Source organism: Mycobacterium colombiense, assembly GCF_003284935.1.
Classification (GTDB): domain Bacteria; phylum Actinomycetota; class Actinomycetes; order Mycobacteriales; family Mycobacteriaceae; genus Mycobacterium; species Mycobacterium arosiense_A.
The window spans coordinates 84,100-101,484 of sequence record NZ_QMEV01000011.1 but is presented as its reverse complement, the minus strand read 5'-3'; the positions used below and the strand labels follow the sequence as shown (position 1 = coordinate 101,484).

Here is a 17,385-nt window from a genome sequence, read left to right as displayed (position 1 = left end):
GCCACCCCCGGGTTCAGCGTTCCCGGACCGCGGTGAAGAACCTGGTGCGCAGCAACCGGTCGAACACCACCGGCAGCTCGTGGAAGGGCCGTCCGTATTCGGTGGCCGCTTTGTCCACCAAGTCCACGCCGGTGACCCGCCAATGATGTTGGGCAAGAAACTCTTTGGTGTCCGTACGCGGATCGTCGTACCACAGCTCGGCGACCGGCGGGTGGTCGGTGTCCTGGCTGATGGTGGGGACGTTATCGGCGAATTCCTGCACTTCACCGGGGGCCGGCCCGAGCTCCGCGGCGATGTGGCTACCGGGACCCGAGAGCTCGTGCAGCGTGTCGAACAGCGCATCCTGCGCGGCCCCAGGCAAATAGGGCAGCAGGCCTTCGAGCGCCCATGCCGTCGGTTGGCCGGGGTCGAACCCCGCCGTGATCAGTTCTCCCGCCCAGTCGTCGCGCAGGTCGGTGGCGACGGTGACGCGTCGGGTCGACGGTACGGCGCCCCGCTGGTCGAGGACCCGCTGCTTGAACTCGAGCACCCGGGGCTGGTCGACTTCGAACACCGTATGTCCGGCGGGCCATTGCAGACGGTATGCGCGAGAATCCAGCCCGGCCGCCAAGATGACCGTTTGGCAGGTGCCGGACCGAGTGGCGTCGCCGAAGAAGTCGTCGAAGAAACGCGTGCGCACCCCCACCCACTGTGCGTTGAAGGCCGCGGCGCTATCCATGTCCGCGCTGCTTACTGCCGCAATCAAATTCGGCTCGCCGGCGGCGGCCACGAAGCCCGCGGCGAAGTCGTCGTTCGCCAATGGCGGCTGCAGTGCGGCGTCGAGGGCACGCGCTGCGCAAACGGCCAACGCGGTGAAGCCGACGCTCGTCACGATGTCCCAGGTATCGCCGGCACTTCGGGCCACCACAGCCTCCCATCGAGTCATCAATCAGGCGCGTCACGAGTTCGTTCGCACGGCTAACGATATCGTACGCCGGCCGGTCGCGGTGCCCGAGTCGGCCCGCGGCGCGACGCCCGGGCGAGAGGCTGGTCGGTGCCCGGGTGCGCCGCCGAGCGCGGCGTTAGCCTGAGGAATGACCGAATACCGCTCGCCTTCGACCGGCCGGGTCGTACGTGCCGTTGTGTTCGATACCTTCGGGACGGTCGTCGATTGGCGATCCGGAATCGCCGCCTCGGTGCGGCAATTCGCGCAACGCCACCACGTTGACCTCGACCCGGACGCGTTCGCGCTCGACTGGCGGAGTCGCTACCTGCCCTCCATGTCCGAGATCCATTCGGGTCGCCGGGAATTCGTCTCCCTGGATGTCCTGCATCGAGAGAACCTCCTGGCATCACTCGAGGAGTTCGGCGTCGCCGCCGAAACGCTGCCCGCCGACGAGGTGGACGCGCTCGCCCGCTCGTGGCGCTGGCTACCGCCGTGGCCGGATAGCGTCGCGGGCATCGCGGCCATGAAGCGGCATGTCATTGTCGGGCCGCTGTCGAACGGCAACACCGGACTGCTCGTCGACATGGCCAAGTACGCCGGGCTGCCGTGGGACGTGGTGCTCGGTTCCGATGTCGAAAAGGCCTACAAGCCCGACCCGCGCGCGTACCACGCCCCGGCACGCTTCCTTGGTCTGGAACCGGGCGAAGTGATGCTCGTCGCGGCGCACCCCTCCGACCTCGAGGCCGCCCAGAACAGCGGGCTGGCGACCGGTTACGTCGCGCGGCCAGACGAATACGGCCCGGGCTCCGAACCGCAGCTCGACTCCACCCGCGCCTGGGACGTCTCGGGCGCATCGCTGGGCGAATTGGCCGGCTTGCTATTCGATGCGGCGGGTCCGCGGTGAGGTGAGCCCAACCACGGGTGCGGTCCAGGGTCCTTGCAAAGTGGTTGTGCTCTAGCTACTTCCATGCAAACACAGGTTGTTCCAGCCCGTCGACCGGATCGGGCCGCCCTTCCAGGCCCAGCCAGCGCAGCTGCAGCAGCACGGCGCCGGTCGGTGCGTGGATGAGGTCGTTGCCCAGCGGGATCTGCACGACCGGTCGTGGGCTTTCCGGGATGGTGATGAACCGTGGCGAGTCGTCGCGCTGAAGTTGGTGCAACCCCACCCGATACACGGCCACCACCTCGTCGGGCGCCGGATGCAGATCGAGCCGTCCACCTCCCCACAGCACCACCGGGGTGATCACGTAGCCGGAACGGGTGGGGTAGTCGTCGAGCAGGCCCAGGACGGCCGACTCGGGCAACTCGACGCCGACCTCCTCGCGCAGTTCGCGCAGCGCGGCGTCGACAACCGTCTCGTCCGGGTCCAGCCGGCCACCGGGCAGAGCCCACTGTGCCGCATGCGTGCTGAGCCGAGATGCCCTGCGGCACAGCAGGAACGCGGCGCCGCCGGAGACATCGACCATGCGGCCATCTAGGTGAGCGGCCGGCAACGGGCGGCCCGCGTTCCAATCGTCGACGGCCACCGGGTCCACCCGGTCCTCCCCCACCTCGGAGTCCACGAGCACCACCGCGACGGCCGCGTGGCGCTTCGTCGGGTCGGTTACTGCCCGGCGGCGGTGGCCGGCCAGATTGTTTCGTATCCGCTCGCGCAGCGCCCGGTCATAGGGGATGGTCACGGCTCGAGCCTAAGCCGAGGCGTTTTCGCGCCGCGGAGGTCCGTGCTTGGTCGTCACCGGCGCCAGTGGTTAACTGCGAACATGCGACGACAACCGGTGCTGGCCCGACGCTTCTTCGATCGCTACGAACCGGTGCATGCGGTGACATATTTTGCGCCCGAAGCGCGGGCGGCGTTGGACGCGCTGGGTTACCGGGGTTTTTGGATGGGCTATTTCGCGGCCCGGTCGGCGCCGTTGGGTGAGGCACCCCGGGAGTTGGTCACGGCGATCTTCTACAACTTCGCGCCCGAACGGGTCGCCAAGGCGCTGCCGGCGGCATGGGAGGTCGCGGGCCCGCAGGCCGCCCTGCAGGCGCGGCAGGAGTCCGCGGTGGCGGCGCTGCGCCGCTACGGCCTCGGCGCGGACGAAAACGTCTGCGTGGCAGCCGAACTCGCCGGCAAGGCGGCCCGCCACGCGCCCCTCGATGCGCGTCCGCTGTTCGCCGCGAATCTGGCGTTGCCCTGGCCGGAGGACCCCTTGGCCGCGCTCTGGCACGGCACGACGCTGCTGCGCGAACAGCGCGGCGACGCGCACGTGGCCGTGCTCGCCGCGGCCGGCGTATCCGGCCGGGAATCGAACGTCTTACATGCCGCGGCCGGCAACGTCTCTCGCGACTACATCGCCCGCACCCGTGACTACGACGAGACATCCTGGCGGCAGCACGAGCAACGACTCGCCGAGCGGGGGCTGCTCGACGCAGAAGGGGCGCTGACCCCGGCCGGACGGCAACTGAAGGACCGCATCGAATTGATGACCGACACGCTGGCCCTGTCCGCGCTCGACCCCCTCAGCGACGACGAGGTGGAAACGCTGTTCTTGGCGCTCACCCCGATCACCCGCGCCGTGGTCGCGGGAGGCGACGTCCCCGCCCTCACCCCGATGACGTTGCGGCGCGACGAATTGCACGACGACAGCGCGCATTTGGCGGTCAGATGAGCGGCCAGCGGCTGCCCGGTGGGGTGGTACACAAATTGCCCGCGGATCTGCGCGACGCGTTGATCGGCAACGCCACCGCGCTCGCCGCCTGGAAGGACATCACGCCGTTAGCCCGCAACGAGTTCATCTGCTGGGTTGAGGATGCCAAACAGCAGACGACACGGGAGCGCCGCATCCGCCGGACCCAGGAGGAGCTGGAAGAGGGCAAGCGCCGTCCCTGCTGCTGGCCGGGCTGCAAGCACCGCGAGCGCACCGGAAAGTAGTGCCGCACCGGCACTCTCGAGGAGGGCCCGGCTACTTGGACAGGGGCGTGTAGAAGACCAGGCCGTTGCCCTTGTTGTCGTAGACCACGGCTCGTCGTTGGTGGGCGTCGTCGTAGGGGCCCTTCACGATGCCCCCGCCGCTGGCCTCGACGGCCTTTGCCGCGGCGTCGACGTCCGCGGTCTTGATCCCGACCACGACCTGCCCGGGAAGGGGATGGTCCACCGCGGTCGCCAGTGCCAGCGTGACGGGGCCCGCATCGAGGGCCGCGAAGTGCGCGCCATCGCGAAACTTCAGCGGCATCCCACAAGTTTCGGTGTAGAACCGGATCGACTCGTCCAAGTCGTCGGTCGACAAGATGATCATCTTCGCTTCGCACTCGCTCACGGCGCCTCCAATGTCCGGGTCGCTACCAGACTAGGCGGTCCGCGCTTCACGGAACGGGGGACGGCCGGTACCCCAACGGCTCAGGCGGCGCCGGCCGGAAGGGCTTGGCCGTCAAGGTAATCCATCGGCGGGGCCTCACCATGTCCCGCGCCGCGGTAGGCAACGGCGGTAGCCAGAGCCTTGCCGCCCTCGATCGTCCCCACCACAACGACCTTGTCGTTGACCGTGAAATGCGGTGCGGCGGTGATGGGTTGGCGGTTACCGTGGTTGACGACGGTGGTGCTCGGGGTGAAGCCATACGTCTGCACATGCCCGTCCGCGCTGCGCATGGTCACCGAGTCCGCCGTCACGGCCACCACGGTTCCTTCCTGGCTCACCGGCTGCGAGATGGCGGGCGGTTCGAGATTGGCGGCAACAGCGCGCTTCTCGGGGTTGCCGGCGTTGAGCACCAGCGCCATCAGGCAGGCGGCGCCCAGCAGCGACGCGGAGACGAGGTCGCACACCGCCGCGGCGCCGGACAGCCCACGCCGCCGACCACCATCGGTCGGCGACGGGTTTTGCTCCGGCGACGCCGGCATGCGGTGTTTGGCGCTCACGGTCAGTCCTTCCAGCGGCGTTGCACCAAGGGACATCGGCGCCCACCGAATCAGGTTGTTGCCGGGAAATTACCCGCAGCTTGGGTGAGGTAAACCCAGGTGCGCTGCCGCGAGCACGGCTATGGGGCTATCGAGTACCGCGGCGTAGGTCCCGCGGGTGCGGTCAGCAGGGCGCCGACGTCCACGAGTGAGGCGGGGCCGGCGACCAACTCGTGCCACGGAAAACGCTCGCGCGTGCGGAGCAAAACTCAGCGCCCGCCTTGGACGTCGAGACCGCACGCGAACCGGCGCACAGACCGAAACCCCGTCGCCGGCACGGCTTTCGGTCTGAGGGTCAACAGACGCGCGGTCAGCCCTTGGTCAGGGTGAACTGCGCGACGTCGGTGTAGCCCTCGCGGAACAGGTCGGCGCATCCGGTCAGGTACTTCATGTACCGGTCGTAGACCTCTTCGGACTGGATCGCGATGGCGTCGTCGCGACGCGCCTCGAGCGCGGCCGCCCAGGTGTCGAGGGTGCGAGCGTAGTGCAGGCGAAGCGGCTGGTAACGGTCGAGGCCGAAGCCGGCCCGCTCGGCGTGCTCGACGACTCCCTTGGCCTGGGGCAGGTCACCGCCCGGGAAGATCTCGTCCATGATGAATTTCATGAACCGGATCTTGGTCATGGTGATGGGCAGTGCGCGCTCGGCGAATTCCTCATCGCTGGGCTTGATGATGGTGTGCAGCATCATCACCCCGTCGTCCGGCAGCGCCTCGTAGGCCATCTTTAAGAAGTCGGGGTACCGATCCCGGCCGAAGTGCTCGAAGGCACCGATCGACACGATGCGGTCGACCTTCTCGTCGAACTGCTCCCAGCCCTGCAGCAGCACCCGCTTGGTTCGCGACGACGGATGCTGGTCCAGGCGCTGCTGGACGTGCGCCTGCTGGTTGCGGCTCAGTGTCAGGCCGACGACGTTGACGTCGTAGCGCTCGAGCGCACGCACGATCGTGGTGCCCCACCCGCACCCGATGTCGAGCAGTGTCATGCCCGGTTGCAGGCCGAGCTTGCCGAGTGAGAGGTCGACCTTGGCGTATTGCGCCTCTTCCAGCGACATGTCCTCGCGCTCGAAATAGGCGCAGCTATAGGTCCGCGTCGGATCCAGGAAGAGCGCGAAGAATTCGTCGGACAGGTCGTAGTGCGCTTGAACGTCCTCGAAATGCGGTTCCAAGCTGACGGCATCGCCGGGGTTTTCGGACAAGGCACAACCTCTGACTGATTCTTATTGTTTTAACGGGCGCGATCGAAGGTGATCGCCTGACGGACGGCCCCAGTGTATCCGCCCGGATAACCGGGCCTGCCCAGTGCGTTCCTGTTCAGGGCCGTTGCGCGTACGAACGGGGGCTGACGGCGTCACCGGCACCGCATGGTCACCGGTTGGCTGACGGCGACGTCAAATTGGTGAAGGATCCGCGCCGCCGCGCAAGCCGGTCCCGGCTCGGACTCCAGCCTGAATGAACGCAGTTGACGGAACCGGCGCCGGGTAGTTACCTCGGCTGATAATCCGGGTAAGCCCCGGCCGACCGGTATTCGTAAGAGGCGGGACTTGTCCGATGGCTGACATCACCATGTTGATCCTAGCCGACCATGAATGGTTCCGCGAACAGTTCGCGCGGCTAGACGACCTGCAGGCGCATAGCCCCGACGACCGGGCGGCGCTCAAGCGGGTATGGGGTCCGCTCGCCGACAAGCTGGACGTGCACGCCTACATCGAAGAAAAGATCTTCTATCCGCAGTTGCTCAAACGCGGGGGTGAGGATGCCGAAGGCGAGACGCTGGACGCGATCGGTGATCACAACGACATTCGTGACGGCGTGCGCGATGCCAACGCCGCCACACTCGGCAGCGAGCAGTGGTGGGCGGCCGTCGGGCGGACTCGGGTGGCCAACGACGATCACATGGGCGAGGAGGAACGAGAAGGGCTGTCGGATTTCCGCCGCAATGCCCCCATCGGGCTTCGCGAAGCGCTCGGGCGTCAATACAGCGAGTTCATGGCCGAGCACCCCACCACCGAGGGGCTGCCCATCGCGGACCGCGACCCCCGTCGCTACGTCGAGCAATTCGAAGAGCCGTCCCAGGCCAAACCCACCGACTTCTCGCTGCGCATCGGGAGCCTGAAAGGCCAATGAGGCGCGGCCCGCCCGGTGGGACGTGATGCGAATAACCCGGCCCGGCCGCCGCGCCGCGGCGTGCCAAACTCGCCGCCGTTCGCGAGCCACGTCTAGCTGGCGTTTGTCGGACGTGACCGCGTCCGGCCAGCACCCCGCGGCACCGTCGCGGCGGCCCGCCAACGCGCGCGGTTACCCGACCCCGCTGGTTCGTCGCGGGAACGTTTCGGGTAAGCCATCATTCGATGGGTACTCGACGGCGCCGCAGGAAATGGGCACGTAAAGACATCAGGGTCGCCGATCCGGCGATGCGGCAGACCATCATGGGCACCGCGATCGGCAACTTCATGGAGTGGTACGACTTCGGGGTCTACGGCTATATCGCCACCACCATCGCGCAGGTGTTCTATCCGGGCAAGAGCGTCAGCGGCGTCCACCTGATCGCGACCTTCGGCACGCTGGCGGCGGCGTTCGTGGTGCGCCCGCTCGGCGGGTTCATCTTCGGGCCGCTCGGTGATCGCATCGGCCGGCACCGCGTGCTGGTGGTCACCATCCTCATGATGACGGTCAGCACGACCATGACCGGCCTGCTGCCCACCTACAGCACCATCGGAATCTGGGCGCCGATCCTGCTCGTCATCGCCCGAATATTTCAGGGCCTGTCCACCGGCGGCGAGTACGTCGGCGCGATGACCTACCTGGTCGAGCAGGCCCCCGACCACAAACGCGGCAAGATGGTCGGGTTCCTACCGATGGGCAACCTGGTCGGATTCGTCCTCGCCGGGTTACTGGTGACGGGCCTGCAAACCTGGCTGCCGGACGACGACATGCTCGCCTACGGCTGGCGGATTCCGCTGTTGCTCGGGCTGCCCTTCGGCCTGGTCGCCCTGTTCTTGCGGCTACGGCTCAAGGAGTCCTCCGCCTATCAGAGCGCGCACGACGGCGCGCCCGCGGCGGGCGATCACGGCGGGCAGCAGATTCGGCACACGATTTTGGCGCAGTGGCGCCCGATGCTGATCTGCGCGGCGCTGGTGCTGACCTCCCAGGTCGCCGACTTCATGCTCACGGGGTACCTGCCGACATATCTGAGGCTGTTCGTGCGCGTCGGGCACAGCGCCGGGCTGGTCATGATCGTGTCGACGCTGGCGATCCTGATGGTCACCGTGGTCCTGGTCGCCAGCCTGTCTGACCGCATCGGCGTCAAACCCATCATGTGGACCGGCTGCGGGCTGCTGATCGTGGCCTCCATCCCCGCGTTCCTGCTCATCCGCTTCGGTGGCGTGTACCCGGTGATCTTCCTCGGCGTCCTGCTGATCGGCCTGATGGAGCTGTGCTTCGACAGCACCGGCCCGGCCATGCTGCCCGCGCTGTTTCCCACCAACGTGCGCTACGGGGCGCTGGCCATCTCGTACAACATCTCGATTTCCCTGGTCGGCGGCGTCACCCCGCTGATCGCCCAAGCGCTGGTCTCCGGCACCGGCAACGTGATGGTGCCCGCGTACATGCTGATCTTCGGCGGCGTGGTGGGCGCCATCACTTTGCTGTTCACTCCGGAGGTCGCGGGCAAGCCGTTGCTCGGTTCCGGGCCCGCCGTCGAAACCGAGCGTGAGGCTCGCGAGCTCGCCGAGGACGTCAGGTAGCGGACAACCCGGCAGAGCTTTTGTTTTGCTCGCGGCGTTAAGTTGGCCGCGGCGGGCTATTCGGTGGGGATGAGGACCGGTTTCCACCAGCGGCTGCGCACGCTGACCGAACAGCTCGCCCAGATGTGCGCGATGGCCGCTGAGGCGATCAACGAGGCGAGTGACGCGCTGCTGAAAGCCGACCTGACGGTGGCCGAAGCCATCATCGCCCGTCATCGGGACATCCTCGCTATGGACGCGCACGTCGAGGAAACCGCGTTCGCGCTGCTGGCGTTGCAGGCGCCGGTGGCCACCGACCTCCGCGCGGTGGTCAGCGCCCTGCGGATCGCCGCGGATGCGCGACGGATGGTCGAGCTGGCGGTGCACATCGCCGAGATCGCCCGCCGCCGCCACCCGTATCCCGCCGTTTCCGCCGAGGTGCGGCCATATCTCGCCGCCATGGGTGAGGCGGCCGAAGCGCTGGCGCTGGGGGCGCGGGAGGTGCTGGTGTCCCAAGATCCGCGCCGGGCCGCTCAGATTCGCCGGGGCGACGACACGATGGACGACCTGCACCGGCGCCTGCTGGCGGTCCTGAAGGATCCCGCGTGGACGGAGGGGGTCGCCGCCGCGGTGGACGCCACCTTGTTGGGGCGCTTTTACGAACGCTTCGCCGATCACGCGGTGCAGATCGCGCGCCGCGTCATCTTCCAGGCCACCGGTCGCGAGCCGGCGCTCGACGAATGACGCGGCCTGTCGGCCAACCGGCGCAAGAGAAATGCCGCATCGAGCCGCTGCTGCACGCGAAGCGCGCCCTGGTCGATGGTCTACAAGACCACCAGGTGCCGAAAATGATTGCCGTCCAATGTGTTCGAGGGGCGGTGTCCGGTGTGCGACGACCACGAGCGCCCCGAGTACGCCGGCATCTCGACCCCGTGGAGCGTCAATGCCCGCACACAAGCGCGCCAACCTGGGGCCAGTCCGGTGGCTCATTCGCGATTAGCAATCGCTCGCTGCGGCTAATACGAGAGGGGCATGTGCTTGACGGACGGCACAGCGGACGGGATGGGAACGACTATGGAACCGATATCACCGACGGACGCGTTGTTCCTCATCGGCGAGTCACGAGAACATCCGATGCACGTGGGCTCGCTGCAGCTCTTCGAACCCCCGGAGGATGCCGGTCCCCATTTCGTGCGCGATGCGTATCAGGCGATGCTCGAGTGCACGGACGTGCAGCCGGCCTTCTGTAAGCGTCCGGCCTTCTTCGGCGGCATCACCAACGTCGCGTGGTCCTTCGACAAGGATGTCGAGCTCGATTACCACCTTCGCCGCTCCGCTCTCCCCGAGCCCGGACGAGTTCGCGACTTGCTCGAGCTGGCTTCCCGGCTGCACGGCAGCCTGCTCGACCGGCATCGACCGCTGTGGGAAGCGCACCTGGTCGAAGGCCTGAAGGACGGGCGGTATGCGGTCTACACGAAGTATCACCACTCCCTCATGGACGGTGTTTCCGCGCTGCGCCTGCTGCAACGCGCCTTCACCGCCGATCCCGACGACGACGAGGTGCGGGTTCCGTGGAGTTTGGGTCCGCGCAAGCGCAGTGGGCGGCGCCAACAGCCATCCCTCTTTGACCGCGTGGGTCGCACCGCCGGGTCGGCGCTCGCCTTGGCACCATCCACACTCAAGCTCGCGCGCGCCGCGCTCCTCGAACAGCAACTGACACTGCCGTTCCGGGCGCCCCGCTCGATGTTCAACGTCCGGATCGGTGGCGCCAGACGGGTAGCGGCACAGTCTTACTCGTTCGAGCGCATCAACGCCGTCAAATCGGCCACCGGCACCACCGTCAACGACGTCATACTGGCCATGTCCGCCGGGGCCCTGCGCGCCTACCTCCTCGATCAGAACGCCCTGCCGGATGCGCCCCTGACGGCCATGGTCCCGGTGAATCTACGCAAGCCGGACGACGACCGCGGGGGCAACAACGTCGGGACGTTCCTGTGCAATCTCGCAACGGACGTCGACGACCCGGCCAAGCGGCTGGAGGTCATCAGCGCGTCCATCCGCGACACCAAAGAGGTGTTCTGGCAGCTGCCTCCGGTCCAGCAGCTGGCCCTGTCCGCGTTCAACATCGGCGGCTTGTTCTTCGGCCTGATCCCCGGCTACCTCGCCGCCGGCTCGCCGCCGTTCAACATCGTCATTTCGAACGTATCGACCGGCAACTCGGACCAATTGTACTGGCGCGGAGCGCGATTGGATGGCAACTATCCCCTGTCGATCCCGCTCGACGGCCAGGCCGTCAACATCACGGTGACCAACAATGCGGACAACCTCGACTTCGGCCTGGTCGGATGCCGCCGCAGCGTCCCGCACCTGCAGCGCATGCTCGGCCATCTGGAGGCGTCCCTGAAGGATCTGGAGCTCGTGGCGGGCGTCTGAAATGCGTTGCGGCGCTCGATGAGCGGCGCAACCGCTTACGATGCGACACCATCGGTGGTTCGGCGCGCGCTTCCACCAGCCGGTCCTTACTGCGCACCAATCGCAGCAGCGGCGTCTTTTGTGGGAATATCACATCACCTACTGTAAGGTCCACGGTAACTCGGAGCATGCGGGAGAAGGGGCGACCGTGCCAAGCACTACTGATATGCGCGGCCAGCAGCGGCCCGACGTCGATCTGACCGACGGCGCCTTCTACGCGGGCGACTCGCGACCGGTCTATCGGTGGATGCGCGAAAACGAGCCGGTCTTCCGGGATCGCAACGGCCTGGCCGCCGCGGCGACCTACCAGGCGGTGATCGACGCCGAGCGCGCACCGGAGTTGTTCTCCAACGCCGGCGGTATCCGGCCGGACCAGGACGCACCGCCGATGATGATCGCGATGGACGATCCCGCACACCTGCTGCGGCGCAAGCTGGTCAACGCGGGCTTCACCCGCAAACGCGTCAAGGACAGGGAGCGCTCGATCGGCGCGCTGTGTGATGCGTTGATCGACAACGTCTGTGAACGAGGCGAGTGCGACTTCGTCTGGGACCTCGCGGCTCCGCTTCCCATGGCGGTGATCGGCGACATGCTCGGGGTGCTTCCGGAGGAACGCCAGATGTTCCTTCGCTGGTCCGACGACATGGTGACCTTGCTCAGCAGCACGACCGCGCAGGAGGATTTTCAGGTCTCGGTGGACGCATTCGCCGCCTATACCGAATACATGACGGGCATGATTGCGGCGCGCAAGGCGGAGCCGACCGACGACCTGGTCAGCGTGCTGGTGCATGCCGAGGTGGACGGCGAGAGGTTGGCCGACCACGAGATCGTCACCGAGGTGTTGTTGCTGCTCATCGGCGGTGACGAGACGACTCGGCACACTCTGTCCGGCGGCACCGCGCAGATCCTGCGCCACCCGCAACAGCACCGGCAACTGGTCAGCGACCTCGCCCTGCTACCCAACGCGATCGAGGAAATGCTGCGCTGGACCGCGCCGGTGAAGAACATGGCCCGCACCATGACGTCGGATGTCGACTTCCACGGCACGCACCTCAAAGCCGGCGAGAAGATCATTTTGCTGTTCGAATCGGCGAACTTCGACGAAGTGGTGTTCGGCGATCCGGAGAACTTCCGGATCGACCGCTACCCCAACAACCGCCTGGCGTTCGGGTTTGGCACCCACTTCTGTCTCGGCAATCAGCTGGCCCGCCTGGAACTGTCGATGATGCTCGAGCGATTGCTGAAACGCCTTCCGGATATGCGGCTGGCGTCACCGGACCCACTTCCGCTGCGGCCGGCCAACTTCGTCAGTGGTCTGGAAAAAATGCCGGTCGCATTCACGCCGACCGGGCGCTCCGGTGCCTGACCGGGGTGGTTCGCCGGTTCATTGCCGCTGACCAGCAAGCTCCGCGTCGGTCGCGTAATCCAGGTAGACGCTGGTGCCGTTGGGCCGGGCATGGATGGTGCAGTGATCCGACAGGCGGTGCATGAGCATGATGCCGCGCGACGAGTGCGGATCGTTCGACTGCCTCGACGAGGGGTTGCGCCAACTGCCCCGGTCGCTGACGCACACCCGGATCGACTCGGCGACCGGGTCGTAGCTGGCCTGCAGTTTCATGACACCAACCTGGTGATGCGACCGATACGCGTGCTCAACGCAATTCGCCAGCGCTTCGTTGACTCCCAGGACGACGTCCTCGAGGATCTCTTCTGGCGCGTGCACCTCTTGCTGCAGCCACCGTTGCAGCGCACGACGCCACTTCGCCACCGTATCGGGGCGGGCTGTGCCGGCGAGCGTCAGCCGCACCGGCGCGGCGGTCTCCGGCTGTAGTGGACTCATGACAGCCGCATACCCAGTTGCAGTTGGGTCAATAACCTTCTGCGAGTATCGCTTCGGCCACAGATCGATAGCCGTCCCGAATGAGCAGGTCATGGCGCCGCACACAGTTCGGCAGGCGCTAAGGGCGCGGCGAGAGGACCGGTGTGACCAGCTCTCCCGTGTCGAGGTAGCTGTCGAGATTGCGGATCGCCAGCAGTGCCATGGCCCGCCGGGTGCGCGCGGTGGCGCTGCCGATATGGGGAAGAAGCACAACGTTGTCCAGGCCGAACAATTCGGCCGGTACCTGCGGTTCCTCGGCGAAGACGTCCAGGCCCGCGCCTCCCAGCTCACCCGCGGCCAGCAATTGCACCAGTGCGTCCTCGTCGACCACGCTGCCCCGCGCGATGTTGATCAGGTAACCCTCGGGGCCCAGAGCCCGCAGCACCGCGCGGTCAACCAACTTGCGCGTTTTGCGGTCGCCCGTGGTCGCGACGACCAGGACGTCCACCGACTCGGCGAGCTCTAGGGGCGACTCGGCATAGCGGAACGGTGACCCCTCGATGCGGCGGCGGTTGTGATACGCGATGGCGCAGTCGAATCCGAGCAGCCGGGTCGCGATCGCCGACCCGATCCGGCCCAGTCCCAGGATGCCGACCTGGAGGCCGCTCACGTCCCTGGCGTAGGGAAACGGGCCCTCGCGTGCCCATCTGCCCGCGCGGACGTAGCGGTCGGCGGCGCCGAAACGGCGCAGCGTCATCAGGATCAGGCCCACCGCGGTGTCGGCGACTGTGTCCGACAACACCTCAGGGGTATTGCTCACACCGATGCCGCGGCGTTTGGCCGCCTCCAGATCGATCAGATCGACCCCGGCCCCGTTGTTGACGATGACCTCCAAATTGGGCAGCGCCGCCATCGTGTCCGCATCGACGCCAGGCGATCCCGACGTCACCAGCACGCGCACGTCGGCGCCATGTTCGGCCAGGAATGGCGTGCGCGCGCCACCACCGGGCAGCTGCGGAATCTCATACCTGGCGGACAGCTCTTCTGCGAAGGTCGGCTCCATCTCGCCGACCCTGAGCACCCCGCTGACCTTCTTCGCCGTCACGCCTTCATCATGCTCGACGGCGCCATCGGACCGGCCGAGCGCCGGGGCATGGCCCGGCAAGCGACCACTTGCCTAGTCGCGCCGGTTTTACCGGCTCCCCGCCGCGGACAACTCCTCGACCAGGCTCAAATGCGCGTTGCGGCGGCCGGCGGTCGATCGCTTCGCTGCGGGCTCAGCCGCTTCGACCGTGTCTCGGATATGGACCTGCCCACCGGTAGCGCAGTGCCGCCGTTGCCAGTCGCTGATCGCTTGGTGCGCGGCGTGATCGAGATAGTTCGTCAGCAGGTGGATCGTGACCGACGTCCGTTCGGGAACGGACGCCAGCACGCCGGTCAGCCGGGGCAGCGCCAGGAAGGTGCACGCGCCTTCGACGATGACGTGCCATCCGTCCCCGACGGGCTTGGCCTCGATCCTGGCTCGCACCACGCGCCATCCGGTGACGACGACGGCGAGCGCGAGTCCGATCATGACGCCGTGCAGCAGATTGAGGAAGACGACGCTGATCACGGTCACCAGGTAGACGGCGAGATCGCCGTTGCGCAACGCGGTTTCGATGTGCGCAGGCTTGAGCAATTCGATGCCGATGACGATGAGCAGGCCGGCAAGCGCCGCCGTGGGTATCTCTTCGACCAGTCCCGCGAAGGGCACGGCGAACAGCAATATCCAAATGCCGTGCAGGATGGTCGATGCGCGCGTTTTCGCGCCGGCGTTCACGTTGGCCGCGCTGCGCACGATGACACCGGCGATGGGAAGCCCGCCGATGGCGCCCGACGCAATGTTGGCCGCACCCTGCCCGATCAGCTCGCGGTTGAAGTCGGTCCGCGCTCCGGTGTGCATTCGGTCGATCGACACCGCGGTCAGCAGACTCTGCACGCTGGTGATCAAGGTGACCGTGATGACGGCGATGGCGACGGCTCCCCAATTCCCGTGCGGCAGCGACGGTAACCGCAACGCCTTGAGGACGGAGCCCTCCAGGACGATCCGGGACACGTGGAAGGGGAAGATCATCGAGATAGCGGTGACCGTCACGATCGCCACCAGCGGGCCCGGGATGCTGGCCACCCTTGCCGGAACCCAGCGCCAGGCAACCAGAATGGCGATCACCAGCAGGCCCAGGACAACTCCGGGGCGGTGTGCATCGAGGATCTGGGCGGGCAGGCCGGTGACATTGCTCCAGGCCGAGCTTTTCGAGGCGCCTCCCAGCAATACATGAACTTGCTGCAGGGCGATCGTGATTCCGATGCCCGCCAGCATGGCATGCACCACGACGGGCGAGATCGCCAGGGCGGCCCGGGCGATCTTGCTGAAGCCCAACAGGACTTGCAGGGCTCCGGCGATCACGGTGATGAAACATGTTATGGCCCAGCCGTACTGGGACACCAGGTCTGCGACCACAACGGTCAGCCCCGCGGCTGGGCCGCTCACCTGCAGCGGGGAGCCGCCGATCCAACCCGCGACCACGCCTCCGACAATCGCCGCTATCAATCCCGCGAGAACCGGTGCGTCCGAGGCGATCGCGATCCCGAGTGACAGCGGAAGGGCGACCAAAAATACCACCAGCGAGGCTGGGAGATCGTATCGAAGCGTCTCTCGCATCCGGTCGATCCGGGACGGGGCCGCATCTACCATGTCCTGTCGACTTGGCTGTTTCACGTTGTGCACCGGCCCTCCCGAATTGGTCGTAAGCGGTGGGCATTTAGATATCCGCCCGGGTCACGGCAGGTCGGTAATACGCAAAAGCCGCGTAGCACAGGCTGTTTCAAGTGCCACGAACGTCATTGTTCGGCGGGGCTTGCCTGGCCTATGCGTTCGAAGGTAAGTGGGCGGGCGCAAAGGGGTCAACCGGACGGGCCGGGCGCATATCGAATGCAAATTTTTCGGTGGCCGCTACTGGCAGCAGCGCCATCCGATGGAAAGCGTTTATTCGAGAACGAAAACCGGAATCTGCCGTGCGGTTTTCGCCTTGTATTCCGCGTAGGGCGGAAAGGCCTCAACGGCCCGCTGCCACCACTGCTCGCGCTCGGCGCCCTCGAGCTCGCGCGCCGTCAGCCTGAGCACTTTGTCGCCGTCCTGCAGCGTCACGGCCGGATTCGCCTTCAGGTTGAAGTACCACAGTGGGTGTTCGGGGGCCCCGCCGTGTGACGCGACAATGACGTAGCGGCCATCCTTTTCGACCCGCATCAGCGGTACATAGCGCTGCCTGCCGGACTTCGCCCCGGTGACGGTCAGCAACACGATCGGCCGGTCGAAAACCTCGACTCCGTCGGTGGTGCCCTGATTCAAGATCTGTTCGGTCTGGTCGCGGACCCAGCCCCTGGGGCTCAACTCGATTTCGTCAGCCATACCTACACCGAACACCTGGGGTCCGCGACTCCATTCCCGGGGCCCGTTCCACCCACCGGCCCCGCTCGAACGCCGGTTCCCGCAATCAGGCGTACAGTCGAGTCGTCAACTTATACGAGCTAACTAATTGCGCGGCGGTCGCGGAGAGGAGACGGGCGTGGCCCGCACCGAGAACGACACCTGGGACCTGGCGTCCAGCGTGGGAGCGACCGCAACCGCGGTGGCCGCGCAGCGGGCGATCGCCTCCAGCCCGCCGGAGGCCTTATTGAATGACCCGTGGGCCGACCCCCTCGTCCGCGCAGTCGGCAGCGACACCTTCGTCAAGCTGCTCGACAACCGGATCGACCGCAGCGACGATCCGCTGCTGAACCGTCAGGCCGTGAAAGAGCAGATCACGGTGCGCACCCGGTTCTTCGATGACTTCTTCGTTCAAGCGACCGAATCGGGCATCAAGCAAGCGGTGATTTTGGCCTCCGGGTTGGACACCAGGGCCTATCGGCTGCCCTGGCCTGCGGGCACGGTCGTATACGAGATCGACCAACCCGAGGTGATCGAGTTCAAGACGCGGACCCTGGCCGACCTGGGCGCCACCCCCGGCGCGGAGCGCCGCACGGTGTCGATCGACCTGCGCGAAGACTGGCCGGCGGCGCTGTCCGCCGCCGGATTCGATCCTGCGCAGCCGACCGCCTGGAGCGCCGAGGGACTGCTCGTCTACCTCCCGCCCGAGGCGCAAGACCGCTTATTCGACAGCATTGCGGCCGTTTCGGCGCCGGGCAGCCGGATCGCCACCGAACACCTGGACCTGAGCAACATCCCCTCGGACTGGGCGCAGAAGTTGACCGAACGGTCTCGGCGGATCGGCTCGAGTATCGATCTGGCCGAGCTGTTCTACACCGGCGAGCGCAACACCGCCGCCGAATACCTGGCCGCGCGTGGTTGGGACATCGATATCCGGACAACCGAGCAGGCATTTGCCGCGCACGGGTTCGCAGTGCCGAACGACGAATTGGCCTCATTCGGCGACGCTTCGGGCTACCTGACGGCGACCCTCAAGTAGTTAAGC

At 66.7% G+C, this 17,385-nt stretch carries 18 protein-coding genes; 9 read left to right on the top strand and 9 right to left on the bottom strand.

Translation table 11 applies throughout. The features are described 5' to 3' along the window. Nucleotides 1–13 precede the first annotated feature (13 nt). Nucleotides 14–904 (bottom strand): SAM-dependent methyltransferase, encoded by an 891-nt coding sequence (locus DQP57_RS08255; RefSeq protein WP_112632535.1) that lies wholly within the window; start codon nucleotides 902–904, stop codon nucleotides 14–16. A gap of 169 nt (nucleotides 905–1,073) precedes the next feature. On the opposite strand from DQP57_RS08255, the gene DQP57_RS08250 reads away from it, so the two are divergent. Next, a complete protein-coding gene (locus DQP57_RS08250; protein WP_112632510.1) occupies nucleotides 1,074–1,829 on the top strand; it encodes a haloacid dehalogenase type II in 756 nt (251 codons plus the stop codon). Nucleotides 1,830–1,884: 55 nt separating this feature from the next. Here the strand turns inward: DQP57_RS08250 and DQP57_RS08245 are convergent, their stop codons facing one another. Further along, the gene (locus DQP57_RS08245) at nucleotides 1,885–2,604 is read right to left on the bottom strand and encodes an NUDIX hydrolase (RefSeq protein ID WP_112632509.1); all 720 of its coding nucleotides are present in this window, start codon (nucleotides 2,602–2,604) and stop codon (nucleotides 1,885–1,887) included. A gap of 81 nt (nucleotides 2,605–2,685) precedes the next feature. Here DQP57_RS08245 and DQP57_RS08240 point away from each other — a divergent pair, with 81 nt between their 5' ends. Beyond that, entirely contained in the window at nucleotides 2,686–3,579 is an 894-nt protein-coding gene (locus tag DQP57_RS08240; protein WP_112632508.1) for an SCO6745 family protein, read from the top strand. Next, nucleotides 3,576–3,842: a YdeI/OmpD-associated family protein gene (locus DQP57_RS08235; RefSeq protein WP_112632507.1), complete on the top strand. Its 267-nt coding sequence runs from the start codon at nucleotides 3,576–3,578 to the stop codon at nucleotides 3,840–3,842. Before DQP57_RS08240 ends, DQP57_RS08235 begins: the two co-directional genes overlap by 4 nt. 31 nt (nucleotides 3,843–3,873) lie before the next feature. Here the strand turns inward: DQP57_RS08235 and DQP57_RS08230 are convergent, their stop codons facing one another. The 3 genes from DQP57_RS08230 to DQP57_RS08215 all read right to left on the bottom strand — a co-directional run bounded on the left by DQP57_RS08230 (nucleotide 3,874) and on the right by DQP57_RS08215 (nucleotide 6,057). Next, nucleotides 3,874–4,227: a VOC family protein gene (locus tag DQP57_RS08230; RefSeq protein WP_112632506.1), complete on the bottom strand. Its 354-nt coding sequence runs from the start codon at nucleotides 4,225–4,227 to the stop codon at nucleotides 3,874–3,876. 80 nt (nucleotides 4,228–4,307) lie between these two features. After that, a complete protein-coding gene (locus tag DQP57_RS08225; protein ID WP_240631709.1) occupies nucleotides 4,308–4,823 on the bottom strand; it encodes a hypothetical protein in 516 nt (171 codons plus the stop codon). A 349-nt stretch (nucleotides 4,824–5,172) separates the two neighbouring features. Next, nucleotides 5,173–6,057, bottom strand: coding sequence for a cyclopropane mycolic acid synthase family methyltransferase (locus DQP57_RS08215; RefSeq protein ID WP_112632504.1), 885 nt, complete (start codon nucleotides 6,055–6,057; stop codon nucleotides 5,173–5,175). 352 nt (nucleotides 6,058–6,409) lie between these two features. Here DQP57_RS08215 and DQP57_RS08210 point away from each other — a divergent pair, with 352 nt between their 5' ends. The 5 genes from DQP57_RS08210 (at nucleotide 6,410) to DQP57_RS08190 (ending at nucleotide 12,421) form a co-directional block, all read left to right on the top strand. Further along, a complete protein-coding gene (locus DQP57_RS08210) occupies nucleotides 6,410–6,985 on the top strand; it encodes a hemerythrin domain-containing protein (RefSeq protein WP_112632503.1) in 576 nt (191 codons plus the stop codon). A 287-nt stretch (nucleotides 6,986–7,272) separates the two neighbouring features. Then, on the top strand, nucleotides 7,273–8,604 hold the full coding sequence (locus DQP57_RS08205) for an MFS transporter (protein WP_112632502.1): 1,332 nt from the start codon (nucleotides 7,273–7,275) through the stop codon (nucleotides 8,602–8,604). A 69-nt stretch (nucleotides 8,605–8,673) separates the two neighbouring features. Further along, nucleotides 8,674–9,327: a phosphate signaling complex protein PhoU gene (gene phoU, locus DQP57_RS08200; RefSeq protein WP_112632501.1), complete on the top strand. Its 654-nt coding sequence runs from the start codon at nucleotides 8,674–8,676 to the stop codon at nucleotides 9,325–9,327. A gap of 330 nt (nucleotides 9,328–9,657) precedes the next feature. Continuing rightward, nucleotides 9,658–11,016 carry a WS/DGAT/MGAT family O-acyltransferase gene (locus DQP57_RS08195; RefSeq protein ID WP_112632500.1) on the top strand — a complete coding sequence of 453 codons (1,359 nt, stop codon included), beginning with the start codon at nucleotides 9,658–9,660 and terminating at the stop codon, nucleotides 11,014–11,016. 205 nt (nucleotides 11,017–11,221) lie between these two features. Beyond that, nucleotides 11,222–12,421 carry a cytochrome P450 gene (locus tag DQP57_RS08190; protein WP_165821777.1) on the top strand — a complete coding sequence of 400 codons (1,200 nt, stop codon included), beginning with the start codon at nucleotides 11,222–11,224 and terminating at the stop codon, nucleotides 12,419–12,421. A gap of 18 nt (nucleotides 12,422–12,439) precedes the next feature. Here the strand turns inward: DQP57_RS08190 and DQP57_RS08185 are convergent, their stop codons facing one another. From DQP57_RS08185 to DQP57_RS08170, 4 genes are all read right to left on the bottom strand, one after another. After that, entirely contained in the window at nucleotides 12,440–12,862 is a 423-nt protein-coding gene (locus DQP57_RS08185; protein WP_205869067.1) for an ATP-binding protein, read from the bottom strand. Nucleotides 12,863–13,013: 151 nt separating this feature from the next. Then, the gene (locus DQP57_RS08180) at nucleotides 13,014–13,937 is read right to left on the bottom strand and encodes a 2-hydroxyacid dehydrogenase (RefSeq protein WP_430918495.1); all 924 of its coding nucleotides are present in this window, start codon (nucleotides 13,935–13,937) and stop codon (nucleotides 13,014–13,016) included. 129 nt (nucleotides 13,938–14,066) lie between these two features. Beyond that, on the bottom strand, nucleotides 14,067–15,608 hold the full coding sequence (locus DQP57_RS08175; protein ID WP_205869066.1) for a SulP family inorganic anion transporter: 1,542 nt from the start codon (nucleotides 15,606–15,608) through the stop codon (nucleotides 14,067–14,069). Nucleotides 15,609–15,899: 291 nt separating this feature from the next. Further along, a complete protein-coding gene (locus tag DQP57_RS08170) occupies nucleotides 15,900–16,322 on the bottom strand; it encodes a nitroreductase family deazaflavin-dependent oxidoreductase (protein ID WP_112632495.1) in 423 nt (140 codons plus the stop codon). Between the two features lie 157 nt (nucleotides 16,323–16,479). Here DQP57_RS08170 and DQP57_RS08165 point away from each other — a divergent pair, with 157 nt between their 5' ends. Beyond that, nucleotides 16,480–17,379, top strand: coding sequence for a class I SAM-dependent methyltransferase (locus DQP57_RS08165; RefSeq protein WP_112632534.1), 900 nt, complete (start codon nucleotides 16,480–16,482; stop codon nucleotides 17,377–17,379). Nucleotides 17,380–17,385: the final 6 nt, after the last annotated feature.

Bases quoted from the DNA above. Each gene is read 5' to 3' on its own strand.
- DQP57_RS08250 (WP_112632510.1), top strand. From the start codon at position 1,074: ATGACCGAATACCGCTCGCCTTCGACCGGCCGGGTCGTACGTGCCGTT.
- DQP57_RS08240 (WP_112632508.1), top strand. From the start codon at position 2,686: ATGCGACGACAACCGGTGCTGGCCCGACGCTTCTTCGATCGCTACGAA.
- DQP57_RS08235 (WP_112632507.1), top strand. From the start codon at position 3,576: ATGAGCGGCCAGCGGCTGCCCGGTGGGGTGGTACACAAATTGCCCGCG.
- DQP57_RS08210 (WP_112632503.1), top strand. From the start codon at position 6,410: ATGGCTGACATCACCATGTTGATCCTAGCCGACCATGAATGGTTCCGC.
- DQP57_RS08205 (WP_112632502.1), top strand. From the start codon at position 7,273: ATGCGGCAGACCATCATGGGCACCGCGATCGGCAACTTCATGGAGTGG.
- phoU (WP_112632501.1), top strand. From the start codon at position 8,674: ATGAGGACCGGTTTCCACCAGCGGCTGCGCACGCTGACCGAACAGCTC.
- DQP57_RS08195 (WP_112632500.1), top strand. From the start codon at position 9,658: ATGGAACCGATATCACCGACGGACGCGTTGTTCCTCATCGGCGAGTCA.
- DQP57_RS08190 (WP_165821777.1), top strand. From the start codon at position 11,222: ATGCGCGGCCAGCAGCGGCCCGACGTCGATCTGACCGACGGCGCCTTC.
- DQP57_RS08180 (WP_430918495.1), bottom strand. From the start codon at position 13,937: ATGGAGCCGACCTTCGCAGAAGAGCTGTCCGCCAGGTATGAGATTCCG.
- DQP57_RS08175 (WP_205869066.1), bottom strand. From the start codon at position 15,608: ATGGTAGATGCGGCCCCGTCCCGGATCGACCGGATGCGAGAGACGCTT.
- DQP57_RS08170 (WP_112632495.1), bottom strand. From the start codon at position 16,322: ATGGCTGACGAAATCGAGTTGAGCCCCAGGGGCTGGGTCCGCGACCAG.